The 11,992-nt window shown below is 30.9% G+C and carries 11 protein-coding genes; 8 read left to right on the top strand and 3 right to left on the bottom strand.

Annotation, left to right across the window (positions count from 1 at the left end; genetic code table 11):
• The first annotated feature begins 255 nt into the window (after nt 1-255).
• The 6 genes from cdaA to HMPREF2715_RS03300 all read left to right on the top strand — a co-directional run bounded on the left by cdaA (nt 256) and on the right by HMPREF2715_RS03300 (nt 7,812).
• Entirely contained in the window at nt 256-1,062 is an 807-nt protein-coding gene (gene cdaA, locus HMPREF2715_RS03325) for a diadenylate cyclase CdaA (protein ID WP_070442168.1), read from the top strand.
• Nucleotide 1,063: 1 nt separating this feature from the next.
• Nucleotides 1,064-1,996 (top strand): CdaR family protein, encoded by a 933-nt coding sequence (locus HMPREF2715_RS03320; protein ID WP_070580815.1) that lies wholly within the window; start codon nt 1,064-1,066, stop codon nt 1,994-1,996.
• 23 nt (nt 1,997-2,019) lie between these two features.
• The gene (glmM, locus tag HMPREF2715_RS03315; protein ID WP_070678216.1) at nt 2,020-3,372 is read left to right on the top strand and encodes a phosphoglucosamine mutase; all 1,353 of its coding nucleotides are present in this window, start codon (nt 2,020-2,022) and stop codon (nt 3,370-3,372) included.
• A 668-nt stretch (nt 3,373-4,040) separates the two neighbouring features.
• On the top strand, nt 4,041-5,846 hold the full coding sequence (glmS, locus tag HMPREF2715_RS03310; RefSeq protein ID WP_037538885.1) for a glutamine--fructose-6-phosphate transaminase (isomerizing): 1,806 nt from the start codon (nt 4,041-4,043) through the stop codon (nt 5,844-5,846).
• A gap of 257 nt (nt 5,847-6,103) precedes the next feature.
• Nucleotides 6,104-6,886: an ABC transporter ATP-binding protein gene (locus HMPREF2715_RS03305; RefSeq protein ID WP_070580811.1), complete on the top strand. Its 783-nt coding sequence runs from the start codon at nt 6,104-6,106 to the stop codon at nt 6,884-6,886.
• A 71-nt stretch (nt 6,887-6,957) separates the two neighbouring features.
• The gene (locus HMPREF2715_RS03300) at nt 6,958-7,812 is read left to right on the top strand and encodes an HAD family hydrolase (RefSeq protein WP_256327009.1); all 855 of its coding nucleotides are present in this window, start codon (nt 6,958-6,960) and stop codon (nt 7,810-7,812) included.
• 56 nt (nt 7,813-7,868) lie between these two features.
• Here the strand turns inward: HMPREF2715_RS03300 and HMPREF2715_RS03295 are convergent, their stop codons facing one another.
• Complete coding sequence (locus HMPREF2715_RS03295; protein WP_070580807.1) at nt 7,869-8,966, bottom strand: lytic transglycosylase; 1,098 nt, start codon at nt 8,964-8,966, stop codon at nt 7,869-7,871.
• A 131-nt stretch (nt 8,967-9,097) separates the two neighbouring features.
• Between HMPREF2715_RS03295 and HMPREF2715_RS03290 the strand changes: the two genes are divergently transcribed.
• Entirely contained in the window at nt 9,098-9,829 is a 732-nt protein-coding gene (locus tag HMPREF2715_RS03290; protein WP_037551877.1) for a metallophosphoesterase family protein, read from the top strand.
• A 77-nt stretch (nt 9,830-9,906) separates the two neighbouring features.
• Here HMPREF2715_RS03290 and czrB read toward each other — a convergent pair whose 3' ends face one another.
• Complete coding sequence (czrB, locus tag HMPREF2715_RS03285) at nt 9,907-10,857, bottom strand: CDF family zinc efflux transporter CzrB (RefSeq protein WP_070839390.1); 951 nt, start codon at nt 10,855-10,857, stop codon at nt 9,907-9,909.
• Nucleotides 10,850-11,179 (bottom strand): ArsR/SmtB family transcription factor, encoded by a 330-nt coding sequence (locus tag HMPREF2715_RS03280; RefSeq protein ID WP_070839388.1) that lies wholly within the window; start codon nt 11,177-11,179, stop codon nt 10,850-10,852. Before HMPREF2715_RS03280 ends, czrB begins: the two co-directional genes overlap by 8 nt.
• Nucleotides 11,180-11,321: 142 nt before the next feature.
• Here HMPREF2715_RS03280 and HMPREF2715_RS03275 point away from each other — a divergent pair, with 142 nt between their 5' ends.
• Nucleotides 11,322-11,978: an SDR family oxidoreductase gene (locus HMPREF2715_RS03275; RefSeq protein ID WP_048667988.1), complete on the top strand. Its 657-nt coding sequence runs from the start codon at nt 11,322-11,324 to the stop codon at nt 11,976-11,978.
• Nucleotides 11,979-11,992 lie beyond the last annotated feature (14 nt).

Here is an 11,992-nt window from a genome sequence, read left to right as displayed (position 1 = left end):
AGAGGGTCAGAGGTTCGAATCCTCTATGGCTCACTTATTAGCACTCCTAATCAGGAGTGCTTTTTTTATAAAATTAAATAAAACTATTATAGAGTTTATCTATTTGAAGATTGATTATATTGGTAATAAATCATTAATCAATTGCTGATTAATTGAATAATCTACTTTTTTTAATACAATCTATTTGTTCATATGACAGTTGAAATTATCATTGGTATAATTATGACTATGGAAAATATATTCGGAGGAGATGCTATGGATTTTTCCAACTTTTTTGATAATCTTAGTACATTAAAAATTGTGACGAGTGTGCTGGATTTACTTATAGTATGGTATGTCCTTTATCTTCTCATAACTGTATTTAAAGGAACCAAAGCAATTCAATTACTTAAAGGTATTCTTTTTATTGTAATTGGTCAACAAGTGAGTAAAATTCTAAATTTAACTGCTACATCTAAACTTTTTGATATTGTAATTCAATGGGGTGTTCTTGCGCTTATTGTTATTTTCCAACCCGAAATAAGAAGAGCATTGGAGCAGTTAGGTCGTGGAAGCTTATTTAAACGTTATAATAATACATACAGTCATGATGAAGAAAAGTTAATTGAAGCAGTATCGAAAGCTGTTCAATATATGGCTAAAAGACGTATTGGTGCTTTGATTGTTTTTGAAAAAGAAACGGGATTACAAGATTATATTGAAACGGGTATAGCGATGAATTCTGAAATATCTCAAGAATTATTAATTAATGTATTTATACCAAATACGCCGCTACATGATGGTGCAATGATTGTTCAAAATTCTAAGATTGCTAGTGCAGCTAGTTACTTGCCTTTATCAGATAGTGCTAAAATTTCTAAAAGTCTAGGAACTAGACATAGAGCTGCAGTGGGTATCTCTGAAGTTTCAGACGCATTTACAATTGTTGTTTCAGAGGAAACAGGTTCAATATCTGTAACTTTTGATGGTAAATTACGTAGAGATATCTCAACTGAGGTATTTGAAGAATTATTAGCCGAACATTGGTTTGGCACACGCTTTCAAAAGAAAGGTGTGAAATAAGATGCTAGAAAGTAAATGGGGTCTCAGATTTATTGCTTTACTATTGGCAATCTTTTTCTATTTATCAGTTAATAATGTATTTGGAAATATTTTTAGTAATGATAATTTATCACAAAATTCATCTAAAACAATTGAAGATGTACCTGTTGAGATAATTTATAATTCCAAAGAATTACATGTAACTAAAGCTCCTGAGACTGTTAATGTAACTGTTTCAGGTCCACAATCTAAATTATTAAAAATCGAAAACGCCGATGATATCAAAGTTGCAGTGGATTTATCCAACGCTAAAGCCGGAAAATACAAAGAAGACTATATCGTTAAAGGCTTAAGTAATGATATTAATTACAATGTTAAACCTAAGCAAGCTTATGTTACTTTGGAAAATAAAGAAACTAAAACGATGCATGTTCAAGCAGATATAGGGAAAGATGATATAGACCCAAACTATAAAGTGAAAGACAGTTCTGTTGAGCCTAATTCTGTCAAAATAACTGGAGGACGAGAACAACTTAAGAAAATCGCATATTTAAAAGCTACTTATAAAGAAGCTAACAAATTAAGGCAAGATACTTCTGATGTAGCAGATGTTACTGCTTTTGATAAATCATTAAATAAATTAAATGTTAATATACAGCCTAATGAAGTCAAATTAAATGTTAAACTCCAAGAATACAGCAAAAAGGTTAAAGTTAAAATTAATAAAAAAGGCAGTTTACCTGATGGTGCTAGCTTGGATGATATAACACTTGATGAGAATGAGATAGAGATTTATGGTAATAGAGATGATTTACAAGATATTAATGAGATAGAGGCAAATGTTGATCTTAAGAATATAACTGAATCTACAGATCAGAATGTTCAATTAAATTTACCAGATAAAGTAAAGAAATCTGATCCAGATGAAATAACAGCACATATTAGCTTAAAATAACAAATTAAAAAGGAGTATTAATGATGGGAAAATATTTTGGTACTGATGGAGTAAGAGGAATAGCCAATAAAGAGTTAACACCTGAATTAGCATTTAAGTTGGGTCGTTATGGTGGTTATGTATTAGCACATAATGAAGGTGCTGATAGACCAAAAGTTTTAGTTGGTAGAGATACACGTGTGTCAGGTGAAATGCTTGAATCTGCTTTGATTGCAGGATTAGCTTCAATTGGGGCTGAAGTTATGAGATTAGGTGTTATATCTACACCTGGAGTAGCTTATCTTACTAGAGAAATGGGAGCTGAATTAGGTGTAATGATTTCAGCTTCGCACAATCCAGTGGCTGATAATGGAATTAAGTTCTTCGGTGCAGATGGTTTTAAATTATCTGATGCCCAAGAGGAAGAGATTGAAACATTATTGGATCAAGAAAATCCTGATTTACCAAGACCAGTTGGAACAGATATTGTACATTTTTCTGATTACTTCGAAGGTGCTCAGAAATATTTAAGCTACTTAAAATCAACTATTGATGTTAATTTAGAAGGATTAAAAATCACACTTGATGGTGCAAATGGTTCTACATCAGCACTAGCACCTTTCTTATTTGGAGATTTAGAAGCTGATACTGAAACAATTGGCTGCAGCCCAGATGGTTATAATATTAATGATAATTGTGGATCAACTCATCCTGAATTATTAGCTGAAAAGGTTCTTGAAACTGAAAGCGACTTTGGTTTAGCATTTGATGGCGATGGTGATCGATTAATTGCTGTTGATGAAAAAGGTAATATTATTGATGGTGACCAAATCATGTTTGTTATTGGTCAAGAAATGCATAAAAACCAAGAATTAAACAACGATATGATTGTTTCTACTGTTATGAGTAATTTAGGTTTCTATAAAGCTTTAGAAAACGAAGGTATCAAATCTAATAAAACAAAAGTTGGAGATAGATACGTAGTAGAAGAAATGAGAAAAGGTAACTACAACCTTGGTGGTGAGCAATCAGGACATATTGTTATGATGGATTACAATACTACAGGAGATGGTTTATTAACTGGTGTTCAATTAGCTGCTGTTATTAAAATGAGTGGTAAACCTTTAAGTGAGTTAGCTGCTCAAATGAAAAAATATCCGCAATCTCTAATCAATATTAAAGTTACAGATAAGCATCATGTAGAAGAAAATGTAGATGTTAAAAAAGTGATGGATGAAGTAGAAACTGAAATGAATGGTGAAGGTAGAATTTTAGTTAGACCATCAGGTACAGAACCGTTAATTCGTGTAATGGTCGAGGCTTCAACTGACGAAGATGCGCAACGTTTTGCACAACGAATTGCTGATGAAGTTCAATCTAAAATGGGCTTAGAGTAACCAATTTAATAAAACAATTTTCGTTTTCCTTCAAAGTTTACATTTAATGTGTAGCTTTGGAGGTTTTTTAAATGATTAATTAACGGTTATTGTTGAAGCGCTTTCATTTAATTGGTTGCGATATTGTTTGGTAATAATTTAATAATAAGAAACAATTATTATGTATTTTAGAAGATTACAAAAGATATTTATTTTAAATTTTTACTAAAAAGGTCGGAAATTGTTTGCATTCATTTATCTGAAAAGTGTAAAATAAATAATATTGGAAGGAGGAAAGTTCAAAATTAATTATAAAGCGCCAGGGCAAAATATAAGTGTACCTATAATCAAAAGTTAAATATGAGAGCTTTTGTAGGGCAATTTATTACTTTGCAGACGAGGAGAATAGTCATCGAAAATATCGGCGGATGCTATTCCGGATGTGGCTCATTCGTTAGCTTATTATTTAAAACATTTAGGTAACTAAATGCACAAAAATAATAAGAATGCCTAAAATTTATAAAATCTTAGAAATATAATATGGCTTTAATGGGTAAATACAATAAAGATAAAACATTAATAATAAATAGAATTTTTAATAAAATTACTAATGTTTAAAAACACGTTACCTTTTTAAATTTTATATAACAGATAAAATTTTCAAGCTATATTTAACGGAGGAAAAATTTATGTGCGGAATTGTAGGATATATTGGATATGATAATGCAAAAGAATTATTATTATCAGGATTAGAAAAATTAGAATATAGAGGGTATGACTCAGCTGGTATTGCAGTTGCAAACGATAATGGTACAACTGTTTTTAAAGAAAAAGGTCGTATTGCAGAATTAAGAAAAGTTGCTGACAACAATGACACTGATGGTCACGTTGGTATCGGTCACACACGTTGGGCTACACACGGTGTACCAAGTACAGTGAATTCACATCCTCACCAATCTAATAATGAACGTTTTACATTAGTTCATAATGGTGTAATTGAAAATTATGAAGAATTAAAAAGTGAATATTTATCAGATGTAACATTCCAATCTGAGACAGATACAGAAGTTATTGTTCAATTAGTTGAACACTTCTCGAATAAAGGTTTAGAAACTGAAGAAGCTTTCTCTAAAGTAGTTTCTCTATTACACGGTTCATATGCATTAGGCTTACTTGATAATCAAGATAGCGATACAATCTATGTAGCTAAAAACAAATCACCTTTATTAGTTGGTGTTGGAGAAGGCTTCAATGTCATTGCATCAGACGCATTAGCTATGATTAAAGTAACGAATGAATACAAAGAAATTCATGACCATGAAATTGTTATTGTTAAAAAAGACAGTGTAACTATTAAAGACCTTGATGGAAATGTACAAGATCGAGACACTTATACTGCTCAAATCGATGCTTCAGATGCTGAAAAAGGTATCTATGATCACTACATGCTTAAAGAAATTAATGAACAACCAGCAGTTATGCGTCGTATTATTCAAGAGTATGAAGATGAAAATGGTGACCTAAAAATTGACCCTGAAATTGTTAAGGATGTTGCAGCTGCAGATCGTATATATATCATCGCAGCAGGAACAAGTTATCATGCAGGTCTAGTTGGTAAAGAATACTTAGAAAAATGGGCTGGTGTACCTACTGAAGTACATGTAGCTTCTGAATTTGTTTATAACATGCCACTATTATCTGAAAAACCATTATTCATTTATATTTCTCAATCAGGTGAAACTGCTGATAGCCGTGCAGTGTTAGTAGAAACTAACAAATTAGGTTACAAATCATTAACAGTTACAAATGTGGCTGGTTCAACATTATCACGTGAAGCAGATCATACATTGTTATTACATGCTGGTCCTGAAATTGCAGTTGCTTCAACAAAAGCATATACAGCTCAAATTGCTGTTTTATCAATCTTATCTCAAGTTGTAGCTAAAGCACATGGTCGAGATAATGATATTGATTTATTGAGAGAATTAGCTAAAGTAACAACTGCAATTGAAACAATTGTAGATGATACTCCAGTAATGGAACAAATTGCTAAGGATTTCTTAGAAACAACGCGTAATGCATTCTTCATCGGACGTACAATGGACTATAATGTAAGTCTTGAAGGCTCATTAAAACTAAAAGAAATTTCATATATTCAAGCTGAAGGATTCGCTGGTGGAGAACTTAAACATGGTACAATTGCATTAATTGAAGACGGCACACCTGTAATCGCATTATCTACACAAGAAAAGGTTAACTTATCAATTCGTGGTAATGTCAAAGAGGTAGTAGCACGTGGTGCAAAACCATGTATTATCTCTATGGAAGGTTTAGAGAAAGAGGGAGATACTTATGTAATTCCACATGTACATGAGTTATTAACTCCGCTTGTATCTGTAGTTACATTACAATTAATTGCTTACTATGCAGCACTACACAGAGGATTAGACGTAGATAAACCTCGTAACTTAGCTAAATCAGTTACAGTTGAATAATTCGTATAAATTTTGAGTCGGGATAAAATTTAATAAGGTTAGACAACATTGAAATTGAAGTGGCTAACTTAATTATGAAAGCGTTAATCGTATGCTCTTCTCTAATGTAGTTACCCTAGTGGGAGCAAGATGTTAAATTCATTAAGAATTTGATCTTGCTCCTTTTTTATTTGAAATACTAACTTATAAAATATACAGTCTGTTATTTTGAAAAATGTCTGAATTATCTTACAATTATCGTATTGTGAGGTGATACTATGCTAATTTCAATGAATAATGTACATCGATATAGAAGAGGTAAGCATATATTAAACGGTATTGATTGGAATATTAAAAAAGGGGATAAATGGATATTATATGGTTTAAATGGTGCTGGAAAAACAACTTTATTAAATATTCTAAACGCTTATGATTCAATTACAAGGGGCAACATAGTCCTTTTTGGTATGACACCTGGAATGGTTGGATATTCAGCAGATAATGTGAGACAACATATAGGTTTCATTTCAAACAAGCTCACTAATCAATTTCAAGATGGAGAGCATGTGATAGATGTGGTATTAAGTGGCTATTTTAAATCTATTGGCCTATACAAAACATTCAATCATCAACAATTTTTAGAAGCGCAGAAGCTATTAAAATTAGTCGGTATGGCAGAATTTGAGAATGAATACCTCGGTTATTTATCAACTGGACAACAACAAAGGGTTATGATTGCACGTGCGCTTATAAGTAATCCAGAATTATTAATTTTAGATGAGCCAGCTTCGGGCTTAGATTATTTAGCGCGTGAAACACTATTGGAAGTATTAGAAACTTTATCACATGAGCGACCTGAAATTACTATCATTTATGTGACACACTTCATTGAAGAAATCATACCAATATTTGATAAAATTTTTATTTTAAGTAAAGGCATGAATTTTGCACAAGGAAAGATTGATGATGTTTTAACTAATAAGACGATGTCATCTCTTTTCAATAGAAATGTAGAAGTTGTGAATTATAAAAATCGATTTTCTTTACACATGATAGGGTAATCTCGTTGCACATTTCATCAAATAATGCCACAATTTTAAAAAAGACACGTAAAGGAGAAGGCTACATGACATTGAATAATATCAAAGCGATTTTTCTAGATATGGATGGAACAATTTTACATGAGAATAATAAAGCTTCAATTAAAACAAAATCAATTATTGATGAATTACGAGAAAAGGGATATAAGGTATTTTTAGCAACTGGTCGATCATATACAGAGATTGATCAACTTGTACCTCCTCAATTTGAAGTTGATGGAATCATCAGTTCTAATGGTACGAGTGGAGAAGTAAACGGTGATAATCTTTTCATGCATAGTTTATTGAGTGAAAGTGTTAAACGAATCGTATCTTTAGCACAACAGCAAGAAATATATTATGAAGTTTTCCCATTTAATGGATCAAGAATTGCGCTAAATGAAGATAAAGCATGGATGCAAGAGATGATTAAAGGTGATACGCCTCCAAATCATGTAAGCGAAAGTGAATGGAAATCAAGATTAGATGCAATGTCTGGTAAGATTGATTGGAAAGAGGACATACCTGAAGATGACTATGCTAAAATTTATTTATTTACGCCAAACTTAGAAAAAATAACAACTTTTAGAGATGAACTTATTCAAAATCAAGTGCTTTTAAACATTAGTGTTTCTAATTCATCAAGATTTAACGCTGAAACTATGGCATATCATACCGATAAAGGAACGGGTATTAAAGAAATGATAGAACACTTTAATGTTAAACAAGAAGACACGCTTGTAATAGGGGATAGTGATAATGATAGAGCTATGTTTGCATTTGGTGGTTATAGCGTCTCAATGAAAAATGCACGACAAGAAATACAGGAAATTACTAATGAAGTGACACAATTCACTAATGAAGAAGATGGCGCTGCATTATTCTTAGAAAGCAAATTCCTAAAATAAAATTGTGGAACATAAAAGGTGGAACCCTTATTTAATTGGGTTCCACCTTATTTGTATTATTTATCTTTATTGAAATTATGACTTGCTTCATCTTTGGAATTCTCAGATTTTTGTTTAACATTGTTTGTAACATTATTTGAATGTTCTTCAACATTGTTTTTAGAAGATTGATGAGTATTGTCAATTTTTTGTTGATTACTCAATGTGTCATTTTTATTTTTGTGCTTTTTCTTCTTCTCGTTAGTAGTTTTATTTAATTTTTCACCACGTTTTAAGAAGTACTGAACTGCACCCATTATAAGAACAAAATAAAGGATTAAACGTAATATAACAATAATTACTTGTGCTACATACAGAATGACTGTAGCAACTTTTTGAGACATGTTTCCAGTTGTTACAGAAAGAATTGCACCAAGTGGTTGAGTAATGATAATAATAATTAAATTTAATAAAAGAACAGCTATAAAGAATTTAAACCAAGTTTTATGGCCATTTCTAATACCTTTAAAGCCATCTTTAAAGTGAGACATGGCACTATAGTTAGATTCTCTTACTAATGAAACAGTATAATTAATCATTAAAATGAAAAAGAACCATGATACGATTGATGTAATTAATCCAATAATAATTAAAATAATAATTTGAATTGTTAATAAAATGGCAATTGCATTATCAGATGAACTTACAGCTGACTGTAATGATGTAAATAAAGGTGTTAATGCTAAATTAAATAAATAATTTAATGCCATTATAATTAAGTACATCACTATAAATAAGCCAATTGAGATTAATGATAAAATTAAACTCTTACCATATTTACCTTTTTTGAATGCAACAAATAAGTCATTGAAATGAACATTTTCACTTGAAATTGCTTTTGCAATAATATTAATTGCACCTGCTAGTAATTGATAACCTGCAAATATAAAGAATAATAATCCCAATAATAAAGCCAGGATCATAATAATTAAATATGGACCCGATGATTGTTGTAATTGCGCTGCTAGCTGCATTTGCATGAAATATTGCATAAAGAAAGTTCTAGCAACAGCAAAAACCGCAAATACTACAATGAAACTAACGATACTAAACAAAATCGTCTTAAGAATTTGCGGTTTAGCATTTTTTAATGCCAAACTATGATATTTGAACAAATATAAGCACTCCTTTACTTTAATATAAATACAATATCAAAATTTATACTTTTTTTAAAATAATATCTAACATATTTGAAGATTAAGTGTTAAAATATGCTAATGATTAAATTTTGAAAGGAGATATCATCATGAAATTCGCGATTATTACAGATGTGCATGGTAATTTCGATGCATTACAAACTGTCTTAGATGATATTGATAATAGAGAAGATATCGATAAAATTTACAATCTCGGGGACAATATCGGAATTGGTCATGAAACAAATAAAGTACTAGATACAATATTTGATCGTGATGATATGGAAATTATAGCTGGTAATCATGATGAAGCGGTTATGTCATTAGTAAATAACACGCCTTATCCTGAAGATTTGAAGGATAAATTTTATGAGCATCATCAATGGATAGAGAGCCATATGGATGAAGATTACTATGACCAACTTAATTTGTTACCTAGATATATCGAAAAAACTATTTGTGGAAAAAAATTACTATTCATTCATTATGAAATTGAGAATCAAAAATTGGAGACTGGCATAGAAGGACAGCCGTTTAGTCCAATTACTGAAAATAGTAAAGAAAATATTATTGAATTATTTAAAGATAAAGATGCTGATTTAATTGCATTTGGCCATAACCATCAAATGCATTTATATGATGATAATAAAACAATTTATTTTAATCCTGGCGCAATAGGTTTAAACAATGGAGCCAATGCCGTCTACGGTATTGTAACTATTAATGATAATGAGTTTTCAATCGAAAGAATTAAGCTACCTTATGATAATGAAGAATATTTACAAGGGTTTGATGAAAAACAAGTGCCAGCGAAGCAACTCATTTTTGAACATTTTCTATAAGTTTTAAAAATCAGGGGTTAGACAGAATTTAACTCGAATTCAACGTCTAACCCCTGATTAATTTTTAATAAGTTATACTAATGTGAGTGTTGATGCATAACTCCAGAACATAAAATTGATTCGTCATGTTGATGTTTTGGTGTTTCTAATTGAATCGTCATATGTTGTATATTAAGATGTGCTAATTCATGTTCTATTTGCTTAAGTAATTGTTCACAAGCCTCTATCGCAAGTGATTTATCTACTACTGCATGACAACTTAAAGCATTCATATCATTAGAAATAGTCCAAACATGATAATCATGAACATTTTGTATTTCCTCATGACCCATTATTGTATAGATGATTTGTTCTAAATCTATGTCAGAGGGCGTTCCTTCCATTAAAATATTAATAGATGATTTCGTAATTCCGTATGCACTCTTTAAAATTAGCAGTGAAACCACTATACTCGCAATAGGGTCTGCAATTGTAAAATTAAATGTCCATATGAGTATTGAGGCAATAATTGCACCAACAGACCCTAATAAATCTCCTAGTACGTGAATAAACGCACCACGCATATTTAAATTGTGATTGGTATCTCCGCCTTTAAACATTATAAGTGCTACTACGATATTAACTATTAAGCCTACTAAACTAATAATAAACATTTCTGTTGATTGAACTTCAGGTGGTGCAAAAAATCTTTTAATTGCTTCAACGATAATAACTATACTAATAACAAATAAAGTGACGCCATTAAACAATGCAGCTAAAACTTCAAAACGTTTATAACCAAAAGTTTTACTAGATGTGGCATTCTTTTCAGCATATATAAATGCAATAAGGGCAACACCTAGAGAAACTGTGTCGCTGAACATATGTAGTCCGTCAGATAATAATGCTAAACTATTAGCAATAAAGCCACCTACAATTTCTATCACCATGAAAAGTCCAATAATAATAAAGGAAATGGCTAAAATTTTTTTATTACTAGTGTGTACATGTGAATGGTTGTGTGAATGTGTATGAGAATGACTAGTCATTTGAAACTTCACCTCTTAGATGTTTCGTATGATGAATGGCTTGTTTCAATAGGGTTGAAACATGTTGATCATCAATCGAATAGATTTTTGATTGACCTTGTCTTAAGGACTTAACAAGTCTAGCTTGTTTAAGGATTTTAAGTTGATGATAAACATTAGACTGGCTCAAGTTTAGCGTATGTGTAATATGACCAACACTAGATTCCTCTTGCTCTAACAATAATAGAATTCTTAATCTATTTGTATCACTTAGTGCTTTAAAAATTTCCGTAGTCTGTATTAAGGTAGCATCTTCGTTCCAACTGCTTAAAGATACATTCAAATAAATCACCCCTTAATATATGAATATATGTTCATATATTAATTTAATATACATGATTGACTATGTCAAAAATGACTTACGTTTTAATTTTTATTTAAGTGGTAAATTGATGGAAGTAGAAATATTAAGGAGGACGATTTGAATGAGTTTATTAGTTATAGGTGCTAACGGTGGAGTAGGTTCTAAATTAGTAAAGCAACTAAAAGAAGATCAGGTAGATTTTACAGCTGGAGTACGTAAAAACGAACAGATCGAAACATTAAAGCAAGATAATATTGAAGCAACTTTAGTTGATGTAGAAAAAGATAGTATTGAAGACTTAACTGAAACATTTAACGGTTATGATAAAGTTTTATTTACTGTGGGTTCTGGAGGCAGTACAGGTGCTGACAAAACTATTATTGTAGATTTAGATGGTGCGATTAAGACAATTGAAGCTAGTAAACAAGCCAATATTAAACATTATATTATGGTGTCAACGTATGATGCTCGTCGTGAAGCTTTTGATTCAAGCGGTGATTTAAAACCATATACAATTGCTAAGCACTATGCTGATGAACACTTAAAAAATTCTGGATTAAATTATACGATTGTTCATCCAGGTGCGTTAGAAGATAAAGAAGGAACTTCTAAAATAGAGACTGATTTATACTTTGATGGAAGAGGTTCTATACCTAGAGAAGATGTGGCATCTGTGTTAAAAGAAGTTGCTTTATCTGAGAATAAATTCATAAATAAAGAATTCCAAGTTATTACAGGTAATCAATCAATAATCGAAGCATTGTCTTCATTTGAATAAATGAGTTGTTTAAA

Origin of the sequence: Staphylococcus sp. HMSC062A01, from assembly GCF_001836805.1 — a bacterium.
GTDB lineage: Bacteria > Bacillota > Bacilli > Staphylococcales > Staphylococcaceae > Staphylococcus > Staphylococcus haemolyticus.
The sequence above is the reverse complement of the archived record's forward strand: the minus strand, read 5'-3'. Positions and strand labels throughout refer to the sequence as shown.

Excerpts from the sequence above, each read along its gene's own strand:
- cdaA (WP_070442168.1), top strand. The coding sequence starts at position 256 with ATGGATTTTTCCAACTTTTTTGATAATCTTAGTACATTAAAAATTGTG.
- HMPREF2715_RS03320 (WP_070580815.1), top strand. The coding sequence starts at position 1,064 with ATGCTAGAAAGTAAATGGGGTCTCAGATTTATTGCTTTACTATTGGCA.
- glmM (WP_070678216.1), top strand. The coding sequence starts at position 2,020 with ATGGGAAAATATTTTGGTACTGATGGAGTAAGAGGAATAGCCAATAAA.
- glmS (WP_037538885.1), top strand. The coding sequence starts at position 4,041 with ATGTGCGGAATTGTAGGATATATTGGATATGATAATGCAAAAGAATTA.
- HMPREF2715_RS03305 (WP_070580811.1), top strand. The coding sequence starts at position 6,104 with ATGCTAATTTCAATGAATAATGTACATCGATATAGAAGAGGTAAGCAT.
- HMPREF2715_RS03290 (WP_037551877.1), top strand. The coding sequence starts at position 9,098 with ATGAAATTCGCGATTATTACAGATGTGCATGGTAATTTCGATGCATTA.
- czrB (WP_070839390.1), bottom strand. The coding sequence starts at position 10,857 with ATGACTAGTCATTCTCATACACATTCACACAACCATTCACATGTACAC.
- HMPREF2715_RS03275 (WP_048667988.1), top strand. The coding sequence starts at position 11,322 with ATGAGTTTATTAGTTATAGGTGCTAACGGTGGAGTAGGTTCTAAATTA.